The organism is Pollutimonas thiosulfatoxidans, assembly GCF_004022565.1.
GTDB lineage: Bacteria > Pseudomonadota > Gammaproteobacteria > Burkholderiales > Burkholderiaceae_B > Pusillimonas_D > Pusillimonas_D thiosulfatoxidans.
In genome coordinates this window covers 2289850-2312243 of sequence record NZ_CP022987.1, presented here as the reverse complement: position 1 = coordinate 2312243, position 22394 = coordinate 2289850, and the positions used below count along the sequence as shown (strand labels likewise).

Annotated in this window: 23 protein-coding genes; 13 read left to right on the top strand and 10 right to left on the bottom strand. The window is 60.1% G+C overall.

What is annotated here, in order from left to right; genetic code table 11:
* Nucleotides 1-309, bottom strand: a complete 309-nt coding sequence (gene gatC, locus CKA81_RS11140) for an Asp-tRNA(Asn)/Glu-tRNA(Gln) amidotransferase subunit GatC (protein ID WP_128355340.1) — start codon at nt 307-309, stop codon at nt 1-3.
* A 225-nt stretch (nt 310-534) separates the two neighbouring features.
* On the opposite strand from gatC, the gene CKA81_RS11135 reads away from it, so the two are divergent.
* The 5 genes from CKA81_RS11135 (at nt 535) to rodA (ending at nt 6293) form a co-directional block, all read left to right on the top strand.
* Nucleotides 535-1578, top strand: a complete 1044-nt coding sequence (locus CKA81_RS11135; RefSeq protein WP_128355339.1) for a rod shape-determining protein — start codon at nt 535-537, stop codon at nt 1576-1578.
* A gap of 68 nt (nt 1579-1646) precedes the next feature.
* Nucleotides 1647-2531, top strand: a complete 885-nt coding sequence (mreC, locus tag CKA81_RS11130) for a rod shape-determining protein MreC (RefSeq protein ID WP_128355338.1) — start codon at nt 1647-1649, stop codon at nt 2529-2531.
* Nucleotides 2512-3090, top strand: coding sequence for a rod shape-determining protein MreD (mreD, locus tag CKA81_RS11125; protein ID WP_128355337.1), 579 nt, complete (start codon nt 2512-2514; stop codon nt 3088-3090). Before mreC ends, mreD begins: the two co-directional genes overlap by 20 nt.
* Before the next feature lie 9 nt (nt 3091-3099).
* Complete coding sequence (gene mrdA / locus CKA81_RS11120) at nt 3100-5160, top strand: penicillin-binding protein 2 (RefSeq protein WP_128355336.1); 2061 nt, start codon at nt 3100-3102, stop codon at nt 5158-5160.
* On the top strand, nt 5157-6293 hold the full coding sequence (gene rodA, locus CKA81_RS11115; RefSeq protein WP_128355335.1) for a rod shape-determining protein RodA: 1137 nt from the start codon (nt 5157-5159) through the stop codon (nt 6291-6293). Before mrdA ends, rodA begins: the two co-directional genes overlap by 4 nt.
* Before the next feature lie 844 nt (nt 6294-7137).
* Here the strand turns inward: rodA and mutY are convergent.
* The 3 genes from mutY to CKA81_RS11100 are packed head-to-tail and all read right to left on the bottom strand — an operon-like array spanning nt 7138 to nt 9791.
* Complete coding sequence (gene mutY / locus CKA81_RS11110) at nt 7138-8211, bottom strand: A/G-specific adenine glycosylase (protein WP_128355334.1); 1074 nt, start codon at nt 8209-8211, stop codon at nt 7138-7140.
* Nucleotides 8212-8214: 3 nt separating this feature from the next.
* Nucleotides 8215-9123 carry a cell division protein FtsX gene (locus tag CKA81_RS11105; protein WP_128355333.1) on the bottom strand — a complete coding sequence of 303 codons (909 nt, stop codon included), beginning with the start codon at nt 9121-9123 and terminating at the stop codon, nt 8215-8217.
* Nucleotides 9120-9791 carry a cell division ATP-binding protein FtsE gene (locus CKA81_RS11100; protein ID WP_128355332.1) on the bottom strand — a complete coding sequence of 224 codons (672 nt, stop codon included), beginning with the start codon at nt 9789-9791 and terminating at the stop codon, nt 9120-9122. The genes CKA81_RS11105 and CKA81_RS11100 overlap by 4 nt, the downstream gene beginning before the upstream one ends.
* A gap of 224 nt (nt 9792-10015) precedes the next feature.
* Here CKA81_RS11100 and CKA81_RS11095 point away from each other — a divergent pair, with 224 nt between their 5' ends.
* The 6 genes from CKA81_RS11095 to CKA81_RS11070 all read left to right on the top strand — a co-directional run bounded on the left by CKA81_RS11095 (nt 10016) and on the right by CKA81_RS11070 (nt 16163).
* Nucleotides 10016-11035, top strand: coding sequence for an amino acid ABC transporter substrate-binding protein (locus CKA81_RS11095; RefSeq protein ID WP_128355331.1), 1020 nt, complete (start codon nt 10016-10018; stop codon nt 11033-11035).
* A gap of 99 nt (nt 11036-11134) precedes the next feature.
* Nucleotides 11135-12319 (top strand): amino acid ABC transporter permease, encoded by a 1185-nt coding sequence (locus CKA81_RS11090; RefSeq protein ID WP_128355330.1) that lies wholly within the window; start codon nt 11135-11137, stop codon nt 12317-12319.
* Entirely contained in the window at nt 12320-13417 is a 1098-nt protein-coding gene (locus CKA81_RS11085) for an amino acid ABC transporter permease (RefSeq protein WP_128355329.1), read from the top strand.
* A 28-nt stretch (nt 13418-13445) separates the two neighbouring features.
* Nucleotides 13446-14186, top strand: coding sequence for an amino acid ABC transporter ATP-binding protein (locus CKA81_RS11080; protein WP_128355328.1), 741 nt, complete (start codon nt 13446-13448; stop codon nt 14184-14186).
* A 97-nt stretch (nt 14187-14283) separates the two neighbouring features.
* The gene (locus tag CKA81_RS11075; RefSeq protein WP_128355327.1) at nt 14284-15279 is read left to right on the top strand and encodes a Bug family tripartite tricarboxylate transporter substrate binding protein; all 996 of its coding nucleotides are present in this window, start codon (nt 14284-14286) and stop codon (nt 15277-15279) included.
* Between the two features lie 218 nt (nt 15280-15497).
* Nucleotides 15498-16163 carry an OmpA family protein gene (locus CKA81_RS11070; RefSeq protein ID WP_128355326.1) on the top strand — a complete coding sequence of 222 codons (666 nt, stop codon included), beginning with the start codon at nt 15498-15500 and terminating at the stop codon, nt 16161-16163.
* 14 nt (nt 16164-16177) lie between these two features.
* Here CKA81_RS11070 and CKA81_RS11065 read toward each other — a convergent pair whose 3' ends face one another.
* Nucleotides 16178-16567, bottom strand: coding sequence for a helix-turn-helix domain-containing protein (locus tag CKA81_RS11065; protein WP_164878385.1), 390 nt, complete (start codon nt 16565-16567; stop codon nt 16178-16180).
* A gap of 112 nt (nt 16568-16679) precedes the next feature.
* Between CKA81_RS11065 and CKA81_RS11060 the strand changes: the two genes are divergently transcribed.
* Nucleotides 16680-17405: a winged helix-turn-helix domain-containing protein gene (locus tag CKA81_RS11060; protein WP_164878384.1), complete on the top strand. Its 726-nt coding sequence runs from the start codon at nt 16680-16682 to the stop codon at nt 17403-17405.
* Nucleotides 17406-17413: 8 nt separating this feature from the next.
* Here CKA81_RS11060 and CKA81_RS11055 read toward each other — a convergent pair whose 3' ends face one another.
* On the bottom strand, nt 17414-18664 hold the full coding sequence (locus tag CKA81_RS11055; RefSeq protein ID WP_128355323.1) for a D-amino acid dehydrogenase: 1251 nt from the start codon (nt 18662-18664) through the stop codon (nt 17414-17416).
* Between the two features lie 181 nt (nt 18665-18845).
* Between CKA81_RS11055 and CKA81_RS11050 the strand changes: the two genes are divergently transcribed.
* Nucleotides 18846-19334, top strand: a complete 489-nt coding sequence (locus CKA81_RS11050) for an Lrp/AsnC ligand binding domain-containing protein (RefSeq protein ID WP_128355322.1) — start codon at nt 18846-18848, stop codon at nt 19332-19334.
* On the opposite strand, the gene proB is transcribed toward CKA81_RS11050, so the two are convergent.
* From proB to rplU, 4 genes are all read right to left on the bottom strand, one after another.
* Nucleotides 19318-20493, bottom strand: a complete 1176-nt coding sequence (proB, locus tag CKA81_RS11045; RefSeq protein WP_128355321.1) for a glutamate 5-kinase — start codon at nt 20491-20493, stop codon at nt 19318-19320. The two genes, CKA81_RS11050 and proB, sit on opposite strands and share 17 nt — an antisense overlap.
* A 24-nt stretch (nt 20494-20517) precedes the next feature.
* On the bottom strand, nt 20518-21624 hold the full coding sequence (obgE, locus tag CKA81_RS11040; protein ID WP_128355320.1) for a GTPase ObgE: 1107 nt from the start codon (nt 21622-21624) through the stop codon (nt 20518-20520).
* A gap of 87 nt (nt 21625-21711) precedes the next feature.
* Complete coding sequence (gene rpmA, locus CKA81_RS11035) at nt 21712-21972, bottom strand: 50S ribosomal protein L27 (RefSeq protein WP_128355319.1); 261 nt, start codon at nt 21970-21972, stop codon at nt 21712-21714.
* A 34-nt stretch (nt 21973-22006) separates the two neighbouring features.
* Complete coding sequence (gene rplU / locus CKA81_RS11030) at nt 22007-22318, bottom strand: 50S ribosomal protein L21 (RefSeq protein ID WP_128355318.1); 312 nt, start codon at nt 22316-22318, stop codon at nt 22007-22009.
* Nucleotides 22319-22394: the final 76 nt, after the last annotated feature.

Sequence of the window (22394 nt, the reverse complement as noted above, 5' to 3'; positions counted from 1 at the left end):
TTACTCGATCACCGTGGGTACCAGGAACAGGCCGGCTTGCTCGGCCGGGGCATTGGCCATCAGGGCCTCGCGTTGCGCGTCGGTGCTGGTGGGCGCAGCGGCGTCAGGACGCAATCGCAGTGCGATTTCCTGGTGCGTTGACAGCGGATGTGCCATGGGCTCGATGCCGGTGGTGTCGACGGCCTGTAGTTGCTCGATCAGGTTTAAAATGCCGTCCAGTTCAGTTTGGGCGCGAGCAGTTTGATCCGGCGAAAGCTCAATGCGCGCGAGCCTCGCAATGCGGGCTACGTCTTGTTCGGTAATGGGCATGGATTCTTTAAGATGGGGGTTCTGGCCGAGCGGGTTCACCGGCAAGCTGCACTATATAAGGCGGGTTGCCAAAAGAAACTGCCTTAATTCGGCCTAATCAATAGTCGATTATAAGTTATCATTGCTGGTTTGATTCGTCAGCGAAATTTCGGCGCCTCGCGATTGCGCTTGAAGGCAGCATGTTTCGGACGAATTCTCTTTCAATCTTGATATCACTGAGCGCCCATGTTCGGATTCCTTCGTAGTTACTTCTCCAGCGATATGGCGATCGACCTCGGTACCGCCAATACTCTGATCTATGTCCGCGGCAAAGGGATTGTGCTTGACGAGCCATCGGTGGTGGCCATACGCCACGACGGGGGCCCCAACGGCAAGAAGATCATCCAGGCCGTCGGCCGGGAAGCCAAGCAGATGCTGGGTCGGGTGCCGGGCAACATCGAAGCCATTCGTCCCATGAAGGACGGCGTCATTGCCGACTTCACCGTTACCGAACAAATGCTCAAGCAGTTTATCCGCATGGTGCATCCCCGCAGCATGTTCGCGCCCAGCCCGCGCATCATCGTTTGCGTTCCTTGCGGTTCTACGCAGGTCGAGCGCCGCGCAATACGCGAGTCGGCCCTGGGGGCAGGCGCCAGCCAGGTTTATCTCATCGAAGAGCCCATGGCAGCAGCCATCGGCGCCGGACTGGCCGTTTCCGATGCCAGCGGCTCCATGGTGGTTGATATCGGTGGCGGCACCACCGAAGTGGCCATTATTTCCCTGGGTGGCATGGTGTACAAGGGTTCGGTCAGGGTGGGCGGCGATAAATTCGACGAAGCCATCATCAACTACATCCGCCGCAACTACGGCATGCTGATCGGCGAACCGACGGCCGAACTCATCAAGAAAGAAATCGGCTCGGCTTTCCCGGGTTCTGAAATCCGCGAAATCGAAGTCAAGGGCCGTAACCTGTCCGAAGGCGTGCCGCGCAGCTTCACGGTATCGTCCAACGAGATCCTTGAATCCCTTACCGATCCGCTCAACCAGATCGTATCGGCCGTCAAGACCGGGCTCGAGCAAACTCCCCCCGAACTGGGTGCCGACATCACCGACAAGGGCATCGCCATTACGGGCGGTGGGGCCTTGCTGCACGATCTGGACCGCTTGCTCCAGGAAGAAACCGGTCTGCCAGTGGTCATCGCAGAAGATCCGCTTACCTGCGTCGTGCGCGGCTGCGGCGAGGCGCTTGAGCACCTCGAGCGGCTGGGCGGGGTATTTATTTACGACTAACTGCATTGGGTAGAGGTCGGGTGCTCTAGTGTGCGCCGGGCGTACCCAGGCATAGGCACAAACAGTTCATGCGAGAATCCGGCACGATCAGGCTGTTCAAGCGCGGTCCCACGGCCGAATTCCGCTTGTTCGTGTTCGTATTGCTGTCCCTTACCTTCCTTATTGTCGATTCCCGATTCCAGGCGCTGGACCCGGCTCGTCAGGCAGTGTCTGTCGTGCTGTACCCCTTTCAGCGTTTGATGCTCGCGCCGCGCGACGCGGTCGAGCACATCAACAACTGGACCGACGCCGCCGCGCTGGCACGCACTGAAAAAGAAGCCTTGCAGCGCCAACGCATCGAGCTGGCCCAGATCTCGACCCATGCTGCGCAACTCGCCGCCGAGAACGAACAATTGCGGCGCTTGCTGGACGTGGGCGAGGCCGTGACCCAGCGCTCGGTTGCCGTGGAAGTCATGTACGAGCCGCCCAATGCGTTTTCGCATCACCTGGTGTTCAACAAGGGCTCGTCCAGCGGTATTCAGCCCGGCATGCCGGTGATTGATGAGGGCGGTGTCGTTGGGCAAATCGTGCGGGTTACGCCGTTCACCTCCGAGGCCGCCTTGCTGACGGACGACAAGGTCGCGATTCCTGTCCAGGTATTGCGCAACGGTTTGCGCTTGATCGCGTTCGGCGGCAATGTCAGCGGCAAGGTAGAGGTGCGTTTCCTTACCGCCAATGTAGACTTGGCTCCGGGCGATATCCTGATCACCAGCGGAATCGGCGGTATGTTCCCGGCCGGCTTGTCGGTGGCCGAGGTCGATGAGGTCGAGCGCGACGATTCCTCGGGCTTTGCGCTTGCCGTGGCCACGCCCTTGTCTCATCCCGAACGGCATCGGCATTTCCTGGTGTTGCAGGTCGATGTCTCGGCGACCGACCCCCAAAAGAGTTTGAAAGATGCTACGCCACTCCAGTAACAACGCCGCGCTTCCGGCGCAACGAAACTCGGGCCTGAGTGCGCTGCAGCCGCTGGACACCACGCCGCTGAAGCGCCCGACCAGTCCCTTGTTCATCTGGTTCACCCTGATACTGGTGTGGCTGCTTTCGCTGTTGCCCTGGCGCCTGTGGCAACCCTCGCCCGATCTGCTCTTGCTGGTGATCGCGCTTTGGTGCCTTAACGAACCGCAGCGCGTCACCATGCTTACCGCTTTTGTATTCGGTCTTTTCATGGATGTCCACGACGCCGCGCTGCTGGGTGGCCAGGCGCTGACCTTCACACTGGTCGCCTACGGCGCCACGGTGCTGCATCGCCGGCTTCAGCGCTTCAATTCGATCGTGCAGGCCATACATATGCTGCCCATCTTCGTGTTGGCGCAAGCCGTGACGCAAGTGGTTTATACCTGGCTGGCAGGCGAGTGGTCGGGATGGCAATGGCTGTGGTCGTCGCTGTTTACCGTCGCCCTGTGGCCGCTGGCCGACTTCCTGCTGCTTATGCCCCAACGCCGCCTGGACGATACCGACGCCGGTTCGGTATAGCGGTCGGCCATGTTCGAGTTCAAGAAAACCACCCAACACCAAAAGCGGCGCATGTTGATCCGCGTCGTGGTGGCGGCGGTTTTCGCATCGCTCTGCTTTGTTGGGCTGGTTGCGCGACTGTGGTATTTGCAAGTGGAGCGCTACGAAGGTCTGGCAGCCCGTGCCGACCAGAATCGTATCGCCGTCGTCCCCATACCCCCACCGCGCGGCGAGATCATGGATCGCAATGGCGTAGTGCTGGCCCGCAACTACCGGGATTACACGCTCTCGGTGGTGCGCGCCCAGGTCGAAGGCGACATCCAGGCGCTGGTGGACGACCTGAGCCAACTGGTGTACCTGAGCCCTTCGGATCGCCGGCGCTTCTTTCGGCAACTGAATCAGAACAGCCGCTATACCCCTATTTTGCTACGCAACGACCTGAATGAAACAGAGGCCTCGTGGTTTGCCGCGCATTCGTTCAAGTTTCCAGGCGTGGAGCTCAGTGCGCGGTGGGTGCGCGAGTATCCGGAAGGCGAATCGGCGGCCCATGTGCTGGGCTACGTAGGCCGCATATCCGAAGCCGACCTGGCCCGGCTCGAGGAAGCCGGACAGTCGGGCAACTATCGGGGCAGCGACACCATAGGCAAGAAGGGTATCGAGAAAACCTGGGAAGAGGCCCTGCATGGCCGTACTGGCGTGGAAGAGGTCGAAGTCACTGCAACGGGCCGTCCAGTTCGCACGCTTAGCCGTGTGGACCCGATTCCCGGTTCCGATCTGATTCTTTCCCTGGATATCGGCTTGCAAAAGGAAGCCGAGGCGCAGTTCGCCGGACGGCGTGGCGCTTTGGTCGCTATTGAACCGGACACCGGTGATGTTCTGGCTTTTGTGTCGGCGCCATCCTTCGATCCGAATTTGTTCATCGACGGTATCGACGTGGAAAACTGGCGCAAGCTGAACGAATCCCCTGACCATCCCTTGATCAATCGACCGCTGTACGGCACCTATCCCATCGGTTCGACCTACAAGCCCTTTGTAGGCCTGGCTGCTCTCGAACTGGGCAAGCGCACGGCCACCGAGCGAATTTCCGATCCGGGCTATTTCGAACTGGGCGGCCAGCGCTTTCGCAACGCCGGAGGCGCTGCGTACGGCCCCACAGATCTGCACCGCGCCATCGTGGTGTCGTCCGACACGTATTTCTTTTCGCTGGGCCCGGAGATAGGCGTAAACGCGCTGCACGATTTCAGCAAGCAGTTCGGCTTTGGCCAGATTACCGGCATCGATCTGGAGGGCGAGCGGCGCGGCGTGCTGCCGTCCACAGAATGGAAGCGCCAGCACTATAAAGACCCTGAGCAGCAGCGCTGGTATGCGGGCGAGACCGTGTCGGTCGCCGTGGGCCAGGGCTACAACGCCTTTACACTATTGCAGCTGGCCCAGGCCACTGCAGTGCTGGCCAATGACGGCCGCTACATGAAGCCTCATTTGGTCAGCCTGATCGAGAACCCGCAAACCGGGGCGCTGGAGCGCACGGTTACCGAGCCGTCCCACACCATACCGCTGAAGCCGGAGAACCTGGAGGTCATCCACAAGGCCATGGCGGACGTGATGCGTAAAGGCACGGCGCGGCGCGCTTTCACTGATGCACCTTACCAGGCGGCGGGCAAGACCGGCACCGCCCAGGTCTACAGCTTGAAAGGCGCCAAATACAACGCCAGTGCCGTGGACGAACGTTTGCGCGACCATGCCCTGTTCATGGCTTACGCGCCGGTGGAAGATCCCAAGATCGCTATCGCGCTGATCGTTGAGAACGGCGGCTGGGGCGCGACAACGGCGGCGCCGGTGGCACGCAAGGTCTTCGACTATTGGCTCTCGCCCGAACGTCTGGCGCGTAACAAGCTGCCCGGCCCGCTCACGCCGCCAAAAGTGCCTGCGGATGAAAGCTTGATCGAGGAGGGCGCGCAGAGCGAATCGCTGGATGCCATGCTGCCTCCCGAGCATATGGCACCATCGTTGCCAGATGAGGCGACCGTCGAGCCACCCGAGCTGTCCGACGGCCCAACGGATGTGTCTGCGGTTCTGCGAGGTGGGCGATGAAGCGACTGCTGCAGTGGGTCACGCGCGCTGTCCTGGCTTTTGACTGGCCGTTGCTGGCCCTGTTGGTGATCATGACGATACTGGGCATGACCATCATGCATTCGGCCGTCGGCGGCACCGACTGGCGCTTTGCCGACCAGTCGCGCAATTTCCTGATCGCCTTCGTTGCCATGTGGATAGCTGCCATGCTGCCCCCGCCGCTGTTGATGCGGCTGGCTCCCTACATTTATGTCGCAGGCGTCGTGCTGCTGTTGGGTGTGGAGTTTTTTGGCGAAACCAGCAAGGGGGCGACGCGCTGGCTGGATCTGGGCTTCGTTCGCCTACAACCGTCCGAGATGCTCAAGATCTCTGTGCCTTTGATGCTGGCCTGGTACTTTCATCGAAATCAAGGTCGGCTGCATGTTCTGGATTTCGTGGTGGCAATGGCCCTGCTGGCGCTGCCTTTTGCCCTGATCGTCATGCAGCCCGACCTGGGCACGGCGCTGCTGGTGTTCGTGTCCGGCTTCTGCGTCATCTATTTTGGCGGTCTGTCATTCAAGCTGCTGGCGCCGCTGACGGCGGCTGTCGTCATAGGCGTGGGCACATTGGTGTATTTCGAGACGGACATCTGTCAGCCCGATGTGGACTGGGTGTTGCTGCACGAATACCAGAAGTATCGTGTTTGCACGCTGCTGGACCCCAGCTCGGACCCGCTGGGCAAGGGCTTTCATACCATACAGTCCATGATTGCGGTGGGCTCGGGCGGGGTATACGGCAAGGGCTACATGATGGGCACGCAGGCGCATCTGGACTTCATCCCCGAACGCACGACCGACTTCATCTTCGCGGTTTTTGCAGAAGAATTCGGTCTGTATGGCGGCGTGATGCTGTTGGTGCTTTACGCCCTGCTGATCGCCCGCGGCCTGGCGATTGCCGTGAAAGCGCACACGCACTTCGGTCGCCTGATGGCCGGTTCTATGTCGATGATGTTCTTCGTTTACGTGTTCGTGAACGTGGCCATGGTGACGGGGATACTGCCCGTAGTCGGCGTGCCACTGCCGTTCCTGAGCTACGGGGGGACGGCGCTGTTGACGCTTGGTGTTGCCAGCGGGATATTGATGAGTATTAGTCATTATCGGCCGTTACGGAGTTAGGTGTAGTAACGGCTTAGGGCTCTATACCGGCTTGGGTTCTATTGACGCGTCCGGGGCTGGGTGGACGGTGTGGCGGGACACGGTGCCGGTTCGGCGCCCTGCGCGCCGAACAGCGCGTTGCCTTGCTCGTCCGCCCATACGGGCTCCCTTCGCTTCCGGCTCGCTCGGCCCCAAAGTCCCGCCACACCGTCCACCCAGCCCCAGCCGCTGCATTGGATCGGGCTTGCCGCGTAGCTGGGACGAGTCGGTTGCTTGGCATGCTTGCCGCTAATCCTGCTTGTTTGAGAAGGGTTTGCGTCGCCGCAAAATTCGGCGCCCCTGCGGCGCCGAATTTTGCATTCGCGATCGCTTGCGGTGGGCGTCACTTCTTTTTATTCTTCGGAGGTGGGGTCAGGTCTTGCAATCACGCATGCGGCCTAGGCATTGGCAATTCGCGAATCCCCGTCGCATGCGTGATTGCAAGACCTGACCCCACTAGCAAGCGCCGCCAGTTCCTACGCGAACTGATGCCGTCCGCCATACCTAACCCGATGCTACGCGTGGCCCGGCAGGCGGGCCGCGTGGGGCGAGCGCAATAATCCTTTCTTATTAAGTGGGGACGGCTCAGAATCATGCCAAGCACCCTGACCGTCCCTACGATGCGCCGCCAACCTCAATGCAGCCGGGGCTGTGGAGGTAAGGGGTGAGGGCCATTTGGAGCCGAGCGAGCCGTAGGCGAAGGAAGCCCGTACGGGCGGACGAGCAAGGCGATGCGGTGTTCGGCGCGCAGGGCGCCGAACCGGCTCCGTTGGCCAGCACCCCTTACCTCCACAGCCCCGGCGTGTTAAGTAAGTAACACAGCAATCTAAAAAAACAACCCATCAAGAATCTTGCGAACAGGCGCCGGCAACGCCGTCTCCGACAGTTCACCAATCGCTGTCCAGGACCGTCCCTTACCTACCTCCATCACAGCGCCCCCACTGCCCACCTCCGTGTACCAGGGTTCGATGTGGAGTTTGAAGTGTGTGAAGGTGTGCGAGAAGGCGGCCATTTTTTGCGGTGGCGCCCCTGACATCCCGAGGGCCAGGCTGGCCGCTTCCAAGGTCAGCCGATCCTCGTACTTGGGTAGGCTCCAGAGGCCGCCCCAGATTCCTGGGGAGGGTTGCCGCTCCAGCAGGATGTGGTCGTTGTGGCGGGCGACCAGCATCAGGCATAGTCGCTCGGGGATGGCTTTTTTCTTTTTGGGCGTGGGAAGTTCGTGCTGGCATGCGTTGCGGCGGGCGTAGCAGCCTGCTTGCAGCGGACAAGCTGCGCAGGCGGGTCGGCCGCGGGTGCAGCGCTGTGAGCCGAGGTCCATCAGGCCTTGTGTATAGGCGATCATGTCCAGTGAGGCTGGCGCGCAGGCCAGCGCGGCGTGGGCTTGCTCCCATAGCGCCTTCTCGGTGGCGCGTTCGCTGGTTATGCCATGGATGCCGAAGTAACGCGTGAACACGCGTTTGACGTTGCCGTCCATGATGGGGCTGCGTTCGCCATGGGCAAAGGCGGCGATGGCGGCCGCCGTGGACGGGCCGATGCCGGGTAGGGTGGCAATGTCGGCGGATTGCTCGGGAAAGCGGCCATTCCATTGCGCGACCAGGGTCTGGGCGCAGCGATGCAGGTTGCGGGCGCGTGCGTAGTATCCCAGCCCAGCCCAATAGGGCATGACTTCGTCCTGGCTGGCTGCGGCCAGGGCGGCTATGTCGGGGAAGCGTTGCAGGAAGCGCTCGTAGTAGCCGATAACCGTGGCGACCTGCGTTTGTTGCAGCATGATTTCCGACAGCCAGATGCGGTAGGGATCGCGCGTGCCTTGCCAGGGCAGATGATGTCGCCCGTGTTCCTGTTGCCATTGGACGATGGTGCTGGCGAAATCGGCCAGCGGGGTGCCCGAGCTTGATGTCATGGCCTAAAAACGGGTATTGCGGGTGACCGACCAGCGGGCGGAAAGCGCCGCCAGTATGGCCACAACCACCGTTGCCAAGGCCAGGTTGACGGGGTCGGGCATCTGCAGCACGAACTGGGTGCCGTAGCTGCTGGCAAGCCGGGCCAACGCTGCGTTAAGCGGCAGCAGCGCCACGGCGGACAGCGCGATCGCGACGCCACTGGCAATCACGCCGGTCAGGGCGCCCAGATACAGAAATGGCCGGCGCACGAAGGATTCAGTCGCGCCTACCAGCCTTGCCACGCCGATCTCTTCACGCTGCGTCAGTGCTTGCATGCGCACAGTGTTGAACACCGTCGCCAGCACCACCAGGGCAACACCGATGGCCAGCATGCCCAGTCCGATGCGCACGAACCTCAGGATGGCTTCCAGGCGTCTGACCCAGTCGCTGTCCAGTTGCACGGCGTCCACCGCATCCAGCTGGCGCCATTCGTCGGCCAGCGAACTGGCCTGGCTAGCCAGTTCGCTGCTATCGCGCAGAGTCACGACGATCGCATCGGGCAGGGGGTTGCCCGGCAATACCGCCAGGGCGGTGCTCCAACTGGGGTTCTCTTTTAACGCTTTAAGGGCTTGATCGCGGGTAACCACACGCACGGACTGTATCTGCTCTGCGTGCTGGGTTTGCAGGTTTTGAGCAAGTTCGCGCGCGTCCTGGTCGCTGGCAGAAGGCTTGAGGAAGACGGTGACTTCCGGCGAGACGGGGATCTCGCGCACGACCGGCTGGGCCGAGGCCAATACGGCTGCCGCAATAATAGGTATGGCCAGGGTCAGGCCTATGACCAAAATATTGGATAGGGACGAAAAAGGTTGGGACATCAGGCGCCGCAGGGCAATTTGCAGGGCGTAACGGTGTTGCCGCAGCCATCGTCTCATGCCGGCGCTCCTGCGGAATCAAAAAAGCGGCCCGCTTCGATCCGCAAGGTGCGGCCGGCATAGCGGGCCATCAGCGCCCTGTCATGCGAGGCAATTAGCGTTGTAACCCCCACCCGGTTGAAATCCCGGAAGACTTCCAGGATTTTACGGGCGCTTTCTTCGTCCAGATTGGCCGTGGGTTCGTCGGCGATCAGTATGGCCGGCCGATTGACGATGGCCCGTGCAATGGCCAGCCGTTGCTGCTCGCCGCCCGACATTTCGATGGGGTTGAGGTCTTCCTTGCCCGACAGGCCGACTTTCTCGATCGCAGCCCGGGCGCGCGTAGCCGCCACCCGCCTTTCCAGGCCGGCGACCGCAAGCGGCAGCAGCACATTGTCGATGGCGTTGCGATCGTAGAGCAGATGCATGTCCTGCAAGATCACGCCTACGGCGCGGCGAAGGTAGGGCCGCGCGCGCCCCGGCATTTTGTCGATGCGATGGCCGTTGACGTGGACGGAGCCGCGACTGGGCGGCTCGAGCCCGCCGATAAGTTTAAGCAGCGTCGATTTGCCTGCCCCGGAAGGCCCCGAGACAAAAACGAACTCGCCCGGTTCCACGCGAAAGTTGATGTCGGCCAGGATGTTGCGGCTGCGACCATAGGATTTGAATACGTGCTGGAATTCGATCATGGCAACATTGGAATCAAGGCCTCTATCATATAGATATAGGGATGGCGGCGTCAGGTGCGACGAAACAGGTATGTGAACGAAGTTTGCCGAGCGTTACACGAGGTGTCGCAAGGGATATCCCCCATGTTTTTTGCACTAGCCAACAGCTACGATTTGAGCCCTAACGGCGCAACACGATTGTATGCCGTGAATCATCAATGAATTGAATACGGATGGGACAAAATATGAAACTAATCAAAGCGGCTGCACTGGGCGCCTCGTTGTTCTTCATGACAGCGACGGCGTCTCATGCCGGTGAGACCTACGATTCCGTGAAAGCGAAGGGCTTCGTTCAATGCGGCGTGCATACCGGCCTGCCCGGTTTCGCGATCGCCGACAGCAAGGGCGAATGGTCCGGCATCGACGTCGATCTGTGCCGCGGCATTGCAGCCGTCATGTTCGGCGACGCCACCAAATATAAAACCACACCGGTCACGACGCAACAGCGCTTCACCGCCTTGCAGTCGGGCGAAGTCGACGTTCTTACGCGCAACACCACCGCCACCTTGACTCGCGACACCACGCTGGGCCTGATGAGCGCCGGTATCAACTATTACGATAGCCAGGGCATCATGGTTTCCAAGAGCCTGGGCGTGAAAAGTGCCAAAGAGCTCGGCGGCGCCGCAGTTTGCGTACAGCCCGGCACCACGACCGAACTGAACCTGGCCGACTGGTTCCGTGCCAATAACCTGGAATTCAAGCCTGTCGTCATCAACAGCCCCGATGAAGCCATGCGCTCCTACGTGGCTGGCCGTTGCGATGCCTACACGACCGACAAGTCGGGCCTGGCCACGATCCGTTCCACGCTAAGCAACCCGGACGATCACGTCATCCTGCCCGAAGACTTCTCCAAAGAGCCTTTGGGCCCCATGGTGCGTCAGGGCGACGACCCCTGGTTCATGGTGGTGCGTTGGACGCTCAACGCCATGCTGGAAGCTGAAGAGTACGGCATCAACTCCAAGAACGTCGACGAAATGGTCAAAAGCAGCAACCCCAACATCCAGCGTATTCTGGGTGTGACGGGCGAGATGGGCAAGGGTCTGGGCCTGGATTCCAAGTGGGCCTATAACCTGATCAAGCAGGTAGGTAACTACGGCGAATCCTTCGAGCGCAACATCGGCCCAAGCTCGGCCATGAAGCTCGATCGTGGCCTGAACGCACAATGGCGTGACGGCGGCCTGATGTATGGCTGGCCCATCCGCTAATCTGGCGGATCTGTAAGACGAAGGCTGGGCGGCACCACGCTGCCCAGCCTTCGAACACTTGGGGATGCTGCGTCAGGGTCCCCTAACGATTGCACCGCTATGACGAAAATAACTCTATTGCCGCAAACGCCCAAACGGCGTCTGTCCTGGAACGACCCGGGCGTTCGATCGATCATCTATCAGGTGCTCGTGCTGGGCATCGTAGGCTTGGGCGTCTGGTATCTGGTTTCCAATACCCTGCATAACCTGGCCGTACGTAATATTTCCACCGGATTTGGCTTTCTTCATCGGGAAGCCGGCTTCGCCATTGGCGAATCCGTCATCGACTACACCCCTGCAGACACCTACGGCAAAGCCATCTGGGTCGGCATATTGAATACACTGCGTGTCTCCGTCGTGGGGATCATCGCGGCCACTTTGTTCGGCACCATACTGGGTATTGCCCGCCTGTCCAAGAACTGGCTGGTTGCCCGTGTGGCCAGCGCCTATATCGAAGTCATGCGCAACATTCCCCTGTTGCTGCAGTTGTTCTTCTGGTATGCCATCATCACTGAGATCATGCCTGGGCCTCGCGATGCGCTAAACCCCGTGCCCGGTGTGTTCCTTTCCAATCGTGGGCTGAAGTTGCCCAGCCTGCACGGCGACGCCCTGGACTGGATCCTCGGCGGTATCGCGCTGGCTATTGTTGTCATCGTGCTGATTGCTCATTGGGCGCGGAAACGCCAAGAGGCTACCGGGCAGATTTTTCCGCTGGTGCGTACCGGCGTGGTGTTGCTGCTGGCACTCCCGGCGGTGGCGTGGCTGATCAGCGGCGCCACGCTTACGGTCGAGCTGCCGGAGCTCAAGGGCTTTAATTTCGTGGGTGGGCTGAACCTGTCGCCCGAGTTCGCCGCGCTGCTTGCCGGCTTGGTCATCTATACCTCTGCCTTTGTGGCCGAGGTCGTACGCTCGGGCATAGAGTCGGTCAACCAGGGGCAATGGGAGGCTGCCGGCGCCATCGGACTTAGCCGCCCGCGCGTGTTGCGCCTGGTCATACTGCCGCAGGCCTTGCGTGTGATTATCCCGCCCATGACCAGCCAATACCTCAACCTTACCAAGAACAGCTCGCTGGCAGTGGCGATAGGCTATCCGGATATTGTCTCCGTCGTGAACACGACCTTGAACCAAACGGGCCAGGCTATCGAGGGCATCCTGATCATCATGGCCGCCTATCTTACGGTCAGCCTGTCTATATCCGTATTCATGAACTGGTACAACAAGCGCATCGCGCTGGTGGAGCGCTAAATGAGCCAGGATCTAACCGCGCCCGCGAAGCTCGGGCCGCCCCGGGCGCATCAAAGCACTTGGGGCTGGATGCGGGCAAGCCTGTTTTCTTCGCCGCTCAATACCATCTTGACCGTGCTGGTGGCGTGGCTGCTGCTGATGTCGGTTCCAGCATTGATTGAATGGCTGTTCATACGGGCCGATTTCAATGCCACCAGCGCTGCCGAATGCCGGGAGTCGGGCGGGGCCTGCTGGGCTTTCATCGTAGAGAAGCACCGGTTTATTCTATTTGGCGTCTACCCCTACGACGAGCAGTGGCGGCCCTTGCTGGCCAGCATCATACTCATCGCCGTCATTGTCTGCAGTTGCGTTCGGTGGTTCTGGCGACCCTTCCTGGGCATTATCTGGATCGTGTCCCTGGTGGCGGTGGCGGTACTGATGTGGGGCGGCGTGCTGGGCATGAGCCATGTCGAGAACGACCGCTGGGGCGGGCTGCCATTGACCCTTATTTTGGCAACCTTCGGCATTGCATTTGCCTTCCCCCTGGGCTTGTTGCTGGCGCTGGGCCGCCGGTCGCACATGCCAGCCGTCAAGGCCTTGTGTGTCGTTTATATTGAATTGATCCGCGGCGTGCCACTGATCAGCTTGCTGTTCATGTCGTCGGTCATGTTGCCTTTGTTTCTGCCCGAGGGCTTCAGCATCGACAAACTGCTGCGCGCGCAAATCGCCATCATCCTTTTTGCTGCGGCCTATGTGGCCGAGACGGTTCGGGGCGGCCTGCAAGCCATTCCCAAGGGGCAGTATGAAGGCGCCGATTCGCTGGGCTTGAGCTACTGGCAACAGATGCGCAAGATCATCCTGCCACAGGCACTCAAGGTCGTCATTCCACCCCTGGTCGGTATCTTTATTGCGCTGTTCAAAGACACCTCCCTGGTGGTGATTATCGGTATTTTCGACTTGACCCTGGCCGCCAAGACGGCAGTGGCCGATGCCGCGTGGCGCGGCTTCAGCACCGAGGCGTATCTGTTCATCGCCTTCATTTACTTTATTTTCTGCTTTTCGATTTCCCGTTATAGCCAGTCGCTGGAGAAGCACTTGCGTACGGGAGAGCAGCGCTGAACTGCGCTAACAACAAGGGAGTACAGACATGTCTGAGGCCATCATTCGCCTGGCAGATGTCAATAAGTGGTTCGGGCAGTTTCACGTACTGCGCAATATCAATCTGAACGTCGCGCCCAGCGAGCGCATCGTGATTTGCGGGCCTTCGGGCTCGGGTAAGTCAACGATGATCCGTTGCATCAATCGACTGGAAGAGCATCAGCAGGGCAGCATCATCGTTGACGGCAAGGAACTGACCAACGATTTGAAACAAATCGAAACCATACGGCGAGACGTCGGCATGGTGTTCCAGCACTTCAATCTTTTCCCGCATCTTACGGTCCTTGAGAACCTTACATTGGGTCCCATCTGGGTACTCAAGAAGTCCAAGGCCGAGGCCGAGGCCACTGCCATGAAGTACCTGGAGCGCGTGCGTATACCCGAGCAAGCCCTGAAGTTCCCGGGGCAGTTGTCCGGCGGGCAGCAACAGCGGGTGGCAATTGCGCGTTCCTTGTGCATGAGCCCGAAGATCATGCTGTTCGATGAGCCGACCTCCGCCCTGGACCCCGAGATGGTCAAGGAAGTACTGGACGTCATGGTTAGCCTGGCCGAGGAAAGCGGCATGACCATGCTGTGCGTGACGCACGAAATGGCCTTCGCCCGCAAGGTGGCCGACCGCGTCATCTTCATGGATCAGGGCGAGATTATCGAAGAAAACACGCCAGACGCCTTTTTTGATCACCCTCAAAACGAACGCACCAAGCTGTTCTTGAGCCAAATTTTGCACTGAGCCACGAAGGCCCCATAGTGTCCGGTTCTTCGGTCAAGCGCGAGAGCGACATTTGGTGTAGGGTACTGCCTTTGCACTTATTTCAAGGTATTACCCAATGATGTCCGGTTTCAAGCCCCTTACCTCTCTCGCAGCCGCTGCTTGCGTTGCGTTTTCCGCTTTGGCCGCGCCCGCACTGGCTGAAGAGTTCCCCACCAAGCCGCTTAGCTTCATCGTGCCTTACGCGCCCGGCGGTCCGCTTGATGGCATGGCGCGCCTGCTGGCCGAGAAGGTTCAGCCGGACTTGGGCACTGTTGTGGTGGAAAACAAGCCAGGGGCGGGCGGTAATATCGGTGCCAGCATAGCGGCCAAGGCAAAACCCGATGGCTATACCCTGGTGATGGGCGCAGTTGCGATCAACGCCATCAATCCCTGGCTGTACGAGAAGCTCCCGTTCGACCCAATTACCAGCTTCGAGCCCGTCACGCTGGTCGCTTCGGTTCCTAACGTACTGATTCTGAACAACGAGTTCGCTGCCGACAATAATATAAAGACGGTCGCTGATCTGGTTGCCTATGCCAAGAAACATCCGGACTTGCTGAACTTTGCTTCAGGCGGTAATGGCAGTGCCGGACATCTTGCCGGCGAACTGCTTAACGTACGTACCGGCACCAAGTCGGTACACGTGCCTTATGCCGGCTCTTCGCCCGCCAAGCTCTCTTTGCTGGCCGGTCAGACCAACTTCATGTTTGACAACTTGGCCTCGGCCGCAACGTTGATCTCCGAAAACAAAGTCAAGGCACTGGCTGTGACGACCACCACGCGCTCGTCGGCCTTTCCCGATCTGCCGACGATGGAACAGGCAGGCATCGAAAAGTTCGACCTGGGCACCTGGTTCGGCGTCTTCACGACCGGCGGCACGCCCAAGGCCATCGTGGACAAGCTCAACGCTGCTTACGTCAAGGCTTTGCGCGACCCAGCCGTGCGTAAAAACCTCTTGACCATGGGTTCGGACTCCGAGCCCACCAGCTCGGAAGAGTTCGCTGAACTGGTAAAGAACGATCTGGCCAAGTACAAGGAAATCGTCGAGGTTTCCGGTGCGAAGTTGTTCTAACCACTGATGGCGGTGTGTGCCGGGCGCTCTGCGCCGGGCACTGGCAGCTTCGATCCCTGACCGCCTCGCGCGCTCAGGGATTTTTCCTTTCATGGGCACTGTCAACAAAGGTCAAGCTGGCCTGCATTGAACCAAACGGTAACACGCGGGGGCGGCCCTGCTTGGTAGCATGGCTGGCGGCAGCTTCCACGCTGTCACTGACGAACAAGGAGAACTCTATGAAAATTTCCATGCGCACTGGGCGACTTGCCACGTGTATCGGTGTGATTGCCTTGGTGGCAGGTTGCGCGAACATGAACGAGATGGGTACCGGTGGAAAGACCGCGATGGGAGCAGGTGCGGGCGCCGCAGTGGGTGCCGGGCTCGGTGCATTGATCGGCGACAGCAGTAAAGCGGCTGCCATTGGCGCAGGCATAGGTGCCGTGGCCGGTGGCATTGCGGGTTACAACTGGGCGGGCGTCAAGAACGATGTTGAGAAATCGGGCGCCAGCAGCCTGGGCGTCGACGTCACCGAAATGCCGGATGGAACCTTGCGGGTCAATATACCCAGCAATGTGTCGTTCGATAGCAGCCAGTATGTGCTCAAGCCCGCGTTGCTTCCCGTGCTCGATAGCGTAGCGCGCGCCCTGGTTCAGCACCCAGAGTTGCGGGCGAAGTCCATTGGACACACCGACAGTACGGGCTCGCAGGCGACCAACCAGACCTTATCGGTGAACCGCGCGCAAGCAGTCACCAATTACCTGGCGCAACAGGGCGTGCCTGCCACCAAGCTGACTGCTGAAGGCCGCGGCTCTTCCAACCCGGTAGCCGACAACGGCACCGTGGAAGGACGCGCCATGAACCGTCGGGTAGAGCTTTACCTGTACGCGGTTCAGCCGCAGTAAGTCAGGTCGCCAACCTATTTGGTCTGTAAAGACTGAACCAGGGTGGCGAGCATCTCTTCAGCGATGGCCCTTTGCCGGGGTGTCAGCGACCAAATTACGGACGCCGGCACGGTCGGAAAGGGCCATAGTTGCGCCTGGCTTCCCGGGCTGGCCTCGGCAACATGGAAAGCCGATGGAGTTGTGGGTGCCTCGGGTTTTTCCATAGGGCCTATGCCTTCGGCCAGCCACTGAGGCTCTACGTTCAACGCTGCCGCCAAGCGGAAAATTTCTTTGGTCTGTTGACGGGCCTTGCTCTCGTAGTTGGCGATGGCTCCTTGCGAGAGTCCGCAGGCAGCCGCCAGCGCAGACTGGCTCAGGCCACGCAACTTGCGGGCATAGCGTAGACGATCGGCAAAGTTGTTCACGTTTGTGATTGAACGATGTAATTCAAACACATTGGTAATAATGCCGATTACAAACGTGATGGATAACGGTAAATTGGGTCGGGACTGTCCGTGTAACCTTCCTGGGCTCGCCATGTTTCCAGACCCTGCTGTATTGCTTTTCGCACCCGTCGATAGCTGCCCACAATACGCAGCTACCGAGCTGGTGGGCGGGCTGCAAGCACATGGGCTGCCGGTGCGTCGCTATCCCGACATGGCCGGGCTCTACCGTGCCACTGACGAAAGCCTGCTTGCCTATGCCGCCGTGGCTGTCATTCTGGCAGGGTTGCCCGAACAAAATGCCACCATGGCAGTCAACTTGCGAGCGTCGCACCCGCAGGTATTCATGGTGGCCCTTGCCGACACCACGATCGAGTCGCAAGTCATCCAGCTACTGCATAACGGTGCCGACGCCTATTGCCCGCAAGAGGCATCGTCGGCCTTGTTGGCGGCGATCGTGTTCCGGCTGCTGGCGCGCGCTGCCACGGTGGCGCCTCAGCCGCTCGAAAGCAGCCGGCCGGCCAGTGCATGGTCGCTTCAAGAGCAGGGTTGGGTGCTGGTCAGTCCCGAGGGCAAGCGCATCTCGCTTACCACGGGCGAGCGGGCATTTGTTACGGCGCTGCTGGCCTCCCCAGAAAAAAGCGCCAGGCATGGCGCCTTGGTCGCTGCTCTAAATTCGGCTTACGCCGACGGCCAAGCAACGGCGCGGCGGCGCACGCTGGGGGTAACCGTCAGTCGTCTGCGTCGTAAATGTGCACAGCAGGGCGCCAGCATCCCCTTGCAGTCGGTGCACAAATGGGGCTACATGTTTACGGGTTGAGCCCCGTGTCAGGCATAGCGACCTATGGATAAATCATCACTGCGTATGGCCGTCGGCCGGCCCGACACAATGTCGGCTATCAGTTGTCCGCTACCGCAGGCCATCGTCCATCCCAGGGTGCCATGGCCTGTGTTCAGGTACAGGTTCGGTACGCTGGTTGCGCCCACAATAGGCGTGCTGTCAGGAGTCTTGGGGCGCAGCCCGGTCCAGAATGTCAGTTCCTCAGTCGAATAGCTACCCGGGAACAAATCCCCCAACACCATCTCCAGCGTCTCGCGCCGCTTTGGGTTCAGGGTTTTGTCGTAGCCGGCAATTTCAGCCATGCCGCCCACTCGTATGCGCTGGTCGAAGCGGGTAATGGCAATTTTGTAGGTCTCGTCCAACAGGGTCGAAACCGGGGCGCATTGTTCGTCGGCAATCGGCACGGTAATCGAATATCCCTTCAAGGGGTATACCGGCAGCCTGACCGCGCCTTTCAGCAAGGGTCGCGACCAACTGCCCAGCGCAACGACATAGGCATCGGCTGTCAAAATCTGGCCATCCACCACCACGCCAGCCACCCGTCCCCCTTGCATCACCAACTGCTGCACGGTGACGCCGTAGCGAAATTGCACACCCAGGCGTTCGGCTTCGGCCGCCAAACGGGTGGTGAAGACATTGCAGTCGCCGGTTTCGTCATCGGGCAGGCGCAGGCCGCCGACCAGCTTGTCGGCGGTTCGGGCCAGGGCTGGCTCTACGCGCGCAAGGTCCTGGCGCGCCAGCAACTCGTAGTGGATGCCAGCCTCTTTCAGTACCTGTATGTCCTGGGCCACGGCGTCCAGCTGCTTCTGTTCGCGAAACACCTGCAAAGTACCCTGGCGGCGGCCTTCGTACTGGATGCCCAGTTCGTCGCGCAGGCTGTCCAGGCAACTGCGGCTGTAGCTGGACAAGCGCAGCATGCGCTCTTTGTTGACGGCGTAGCGGCGTGCATCGCAGTTGCGCCACATCTGCAACATCCACCAAAGCTGGTAAAGGCTGCCATCCGGTCGGATCGACAGCGGCGGATGCTTGGCGAACATCCATTTGATGGCTTTGAGCGGTACGCCGGGGGCGGCCCAGGGCGACGAGTAGCCGTAGGAAATCTGCCCTGCATTGGCATAGCTGGTCTCCAGTGCCGGCCCTTCCAAGCGCTCCAGCACCGTGACATCATGGCCCAGACGGGCAAGATGATAGGCGCTGCTTACTCCTACAGCGCCAGCCCCCAATACAATGATTTTCATGCTGTTGTGCTATCCGTATCCTGTTTACGTGATGGTAGACGAGGTGATGCAGTCATTTTGCCTAAAGAATCGTGTTTTTCAGGCCATTTTTCTGGTAGAGGCGGCGGCCATGCGCTAAATCAGTAATAATCACTGAACCGGCCTGACGGCCCAGTCATCGATCGATTAATTGGCGGGAAAAATGCGCATACAACGAACGCCGGTGGCGGTGCTTGATAAGCTCGACCGGCATATTCTCGACCTGCTGCAGCGAGACGGCCGCATGTCCATGACCGAGCTGGCTGAAAGCGTGGGGCTTACTGTCACCCCTTGCATCGAACGGGTGAAACGGCTGGAGCGTGATGGCGTCATCATGGGCTATCACGCCCGTGTTTCGCCTCAGGCGCTGGACGCGGGCTTGCTGGTGTTTGTGGAAGTTTCCATGTCCAGCAAGTCGGATCGCAGTTTTGACGACTTCCGTCGCGAAATTTTATGCATACCTCAAGTGCAGGAATGCCATCTGGTCTCGGGCGACTTCGATTATCTGGTCAAGGCGCGAATCAAGGAAATCAGCCAGTATCGCAGCCTGTTGGGCGACATCCTGTTGCGGCTTCCCGGCGTTACACAGACCAAAAGCTGTGTGGTCATGGAGGAAGTCAAAGAGACGCTGTTTATTACTGCTCAGCAGTAGCTGCGGTAGCGCTGGTCTGGGTGCGCAGGAGCACCATGTTGTCGCGATGCATCAGTTCGGGATCCGACATGCTGCCCAGGATGTCAGCAATGCGCTGGCTGGGTTGTCGCATGATGCGCCGGGTGTCAGCGGCCGAATAATTGATCAGGCCGCGCCCGCACTCTACGCCGTGCTGATCCACGCAGGCGACGACATCACCCCGGTCGAACTCGCCCTCGACGGCAACCACGCCGATGGCCAGCAGGCTTCTATGGCCTTGAGTCAGTGCCCGCACTGCACCGGCATCCAGCGTGACGCGGCCGCGTAGGCGCAGGTGGTTGGCCAGCCACCGCTTGCGCGCTGAACGCACTGGCAGGATGGCGCGTAGTTCGGTGCCGATGGACTCGCCGGCGGCCAGTCTGAGCAGCACGTTGGGTTCGCGCCCCGAGGCGATGACCGTATGGCCGCCGCTGTTGGCGGCCCGTTTGGCAGCAAGCACTTTAGTCAGCATGCCGCCCGTACCTATGCTGCTGCCCGAGCCGCCCGCCATGGCTTCGAGGGCGGGGTCGCCGGCCTGGCCCAATGCAATGAAGGTGGCGTCCGGATCGCGGCGCGGATCGGCGCTGAACAGGCCGGTCTGATCGGTCAGGATGACCATGGCCTCGGCTTCGATAAGATTGGTAACCAGGGCCCCCAGGGTATCGTTGTCGCCCAGGCGGATCTCATCGGTGACGACGGTGTCGTTCTCATTCACGATGGGCACCACGCCCAGGCCGAGCAGCGTGTACAGCGTGCTTCGGGCATTGAGATAACGGCGCCGATCGGCCAGATCTTCGTGAGTCAGGAGAATTTGCGCCGTCCGTATGCCATGGCGGGCAAAGGCGGCTTCGTAGGCCTGGATCAGTCCCATCTGGCCTACTGCGGCGGCGGCCTGCAGCTCGTGCATGGCGTTGGGCCGACGCGGCCACCCCAGGCGCGCCATGCCTTCCGCGATGGCCCCGCTGGACACCAGCACCATCTGTTTGCCGCCTGCATGCAGTTGTGCGATTTGGCTGGCCCATTGCTCTACGGCCTGAACGTCTATGCCCTTGCCTTCGTTGGTGACCAGCGAAGAGCCCACCTTGACGACCAGGCGTTTAGCGTGCGAGACGGCAGGTGCCGTGGATTGTGTAGCGGCCATGAGCGAGATTGCGGTGCGTTAGGGTTATTCGGCGTCGGAACGAGTATCGTCGAAACGCGGGTCTTCCGCCACATAGCTGCCGTCGGCCTTGTCTTGCTCGATGTTGGCTTGCTGGCGTTCGGCGTCCAGCCATTCTTGCAAGTGCCAGGTGAGATCCTGGGTGCCTTCGCCGGTCAGCGCCGAAATCGTAAAGACGGGGCCAGTCCAGTCCAGTGCTGCGCATATCCTTTTCTGGACGTCTTGCGGGTCGTTGACCATATCGAGTTTGTTCAGCACCAGCCAGCGGGGCTTTTCGTAAAGATCGGCGTCGTACAGGCGCAGCTCTTCGACGATGGCCTTGGCATCGGCCACGGCTTGCTCGACCGGATCGACGTCGGGATCGGCTGAAGAGACATCCAGTATGTGCAGCAACACGCGTGTGCGCGAAAGGTGACGCAAGAACAAGTGACCCAGTCCGGCTCCTTCGGACGCGCCTTCGATCAGGCCGGGAATGTCGGCAATGACAAAACTGTGCGATGGCGATGTGCGCACCACACCCAAATTAGGGTGCAGGGTGGTGAAGGGATAGTCGGCAATCTTGGGCTTGGCGTTGGAGACCTTGCTGATCAGCGTGGACTTGCCGGCGTTGGGCATGCCCAGCAGGCCGACATCGGCCAATACCTTGAGCTCTAGCCGTAGCTTGCGCTGTTCGCCTTCTTGACCCGGGGTAGTTTGCCGCGGTGCCCGGTTGGTGCTGGACTTGAAGTGCAGGTTGCCCAGCCCGCCGGCTCCGCCAGCCGCCAGGGTGACTTTTTCGTTATGGCGGTCCAGGTCGAACAGCTGCTCGCCCGTTTCGGCATCCAGAATGGTGGTGCCCACCGGCACTCGCAAGGTGATGTCGGGCGCAGCGGCGCCGTATTGGTCGGAGCCGCGGCCGTTTTCGCCATTTTTGCCCCGATGCAGACGGGCGTAGCGGAAGTCGATCAGTGTATTGATGTTGCGGTCGGCTATAGCGTAAATGCTGCCGCCGCGTCCGCCGTCGCCGCCGTCAGGGCCGCCCTTCGGTATGAATTTTTCGCGGCGAAAGCTGGCCGCGCCATTGCCGCCCTTGCCGGCAATGACTTCGATGGTGGCTTCGTCGACGAATTTCATGGGACTGCCTTTTGCATGATGTAGGTATTCTAAAACAAAAAACCCTGCCTTTATGGCAGGGCTTTTTGCTGGTGTGCCAGGCTGAGATTACTCGGCGGCAACAACCGAAACGGTACGCTTGTTAAGGGCGCCCTTGATGGCAAACTTGACCGTGCCGTCAACCAGCGAGAACAAGGTGTGATCCTTGCCGATGCCCACGTTGACGCCCGGGTGGAACTGGGTGCCACGCTGGCGCACGATGATGGAACCGGCCGAGATCAGCTGGCCACCGTAGGTTTTTACACCAAGTCGCTTCGATTCTGAGTCGCGACCGTTGCGCGTAGAGCCGCCGCCTTTTTTCTGTGCCATGTTTAGCTCCTGCTATTCAAACCGTCGTTGATCGTTAGGCCGTGATGGCGTCGATGCGAACTTCGGTGTAGTTCTGACGATGGCCCTGGCGCTTTTGGTAATGCTTGCGCCGGCGCATCTTGAAGATCTTGATTTTGTCGTGGCGGCCTTGCGCAAGAACGGTTGCTGTGACCACGGCCCCGGTAACCAAAGGCGCGCCAATTTGTAGCTGCTCGCCTTCGCCAACCGAAAGTACCTGGTCTAGCGTAATTTCTTGCCCAATGTCTGCCGGTATCTGTTCTATCTTTAGTTTTTGACCTGCAGCAACACGATACTGTTTGCCGCCGGTTTTTATGACCGCGTACATGTGGGAGTTCCTAAATAATAAATCTTGGCCAAATGCCAAGCTCATGATTCTAGCGCGCGAGCGTGGCTGCGGTCAA

Excerpts from the sequence above, each read along its gene's own strand:
- gatC (WP_128355340.1), bottom strand. The coding sequence starts at position 309 with ATGCCCATTACCGAACAAGACGTAGCCCGCATTGCGAGGCTCGCGCGC.
- CKA81_RS11135 (WP_128355339.1), top strand. The coding sequence starts at position 535 with ATGTTCGGATTCCTTCGTAGTTACTTCTCCAGCGATATGGCGATCGAC.
- mreC (WP_128355338.1), top strand. The coding sequence starts at position 1,647 with ATGCGAGAATCCGGCACGATCAGGCTGTTCAAGCGCGGTCCCACGGCC.
- mreD (WP_128355337.1), top strand. The coding sequence starts at position 2,512 with ATGCTACGCCACTCCAGTAACAACGCCGCGCTTCCGGCGCAACGAAAC.
- mrdA (WP_128355336.1), top strand. The coding sequence starts at position 3,100 with ATGTTCGAGTTCAAGAAAACCACCCAACACCAAAAGCGGCGCATGTTG.
- rodA (WP_128355335.1), top strand. The coding sequence starts at position 5,157 with ATGAAGCGACTGCTGCAGTGGGTCACGCGCGCTGTCCTGGCTTTTGAC.
- mutY (WP_128355334.1), bottom strand. The coding sequence starts at position 8,211 with ATGACATCAAGCTCGGGCACCCCGCTGGCCGATTTCGCCAGCACCATC.
- CKA81_RS11105 (WP_128355333.1), bottom strand. The coding sequence starts at position 9,123 with ATGAGACGATGGCTGCGGCAACACCGTTACGCCCTGCAAATTGCCCTG.
- CKA81_RS11100 (WP_128355332.1), bottom strand. The coding sequence starts at position 9,791 with ATGATCGAATTCCAGCACGTATTCAAATCCTATGGTCGCAGCCGCAAC.
- CKA81_RS11095 (WP_128355331.1), top strand. The coding sequence starts at position 10,016 with ATGAAACTAATCAAAGCGGCTGCACTGGGCGCCTCGTTGTTCTTCATG.
- CKA81_RS11090 (WP_128355330.1), top strand. The coding sequence starts at position 11,135 with ATGACGAAAATAACTCTATTGCCGCAAACGCCCAAACGGCGTCTGTCC.
- CKA81_RS11085 (WP_128355329.1), top strand. The coding sequence starts at position 12,320 with ATGAGCCAGGATCTAACCGCGCCCGCGAAGCTCGGGCCGCCCCGGGCG.
- CKA81_RS11080 (WP_128355328.1), top strand. The coding sequence starts at position 13,446 with ATGTCTGAGGCCATCATTCGCCTGGCAGATGTCAATAAGTGGTTCGGG.
- CKA81_RS11075 (WP_128355327.1), top strand. The coding sequence starts at position 14,284 with ATGATGTCCGGTTTCAAGCCCCTTACCTCTCTCGCAGCCGCTGCTTGC.
- CKA81_RS11070 (WP_128355326.1), top strand. The coding sequence starts at position 15,498 with ATGAAAATTTCCATGCGCACTGGGCGACTTGCCACGTGTATCGGTGTG.
- CKA81_RS11060 (WP_164878384.1), top strand. The coding sequence starts at position 16,680 with ATGTTTCCAGACCCTGCTGTATTGCTTTTCGCACCCGTCGATAGCTGC.
- CKA81_RS11055 (WP_128355323.1), bottom strand. The coding sequence starts at position 18,664 with ATGAAAATCATTGTATTGGGGGCTGGCGCTGTAGGAGTAAGCAGCGCC.
- CKA81_RS11050 (WP_128355322.1), top strand. The coding sequence starts at position 18,846 with ATGCGCATACAACGAACGCCGGTGGCGGTGCTTGATAAGCTCGACCGG.
- proB (WP_128355321.1), bottom strand. The coding sequence starts at position 20,493 with ATGGCCGCTACACAATCCACGGCACCTGCCGTCTCGCACGCTAAACGC.
- obgE (WP_128355320.1), bottom strand. The coding sequence starts at position 21,624 with ATGAAATTCGTCGACGAAGCCACCATCGAAGTCATTGCCGGCAAGGGC.
- rpmA (WP_128355319.1), bottom strand. The coding sequence starts at position 21,972 with ATGGCACAGAAAAAAGGCGGCGGCTCTACGCGCAACGGTCGCGACTCA.
- rplU (WP_128355318.1), bottom strand. The coding sequence starts at position 22,318 with ATGTACGCGGTCATAAAAACCGGCGGCAAACAGTATCGTGTTGCTGCA.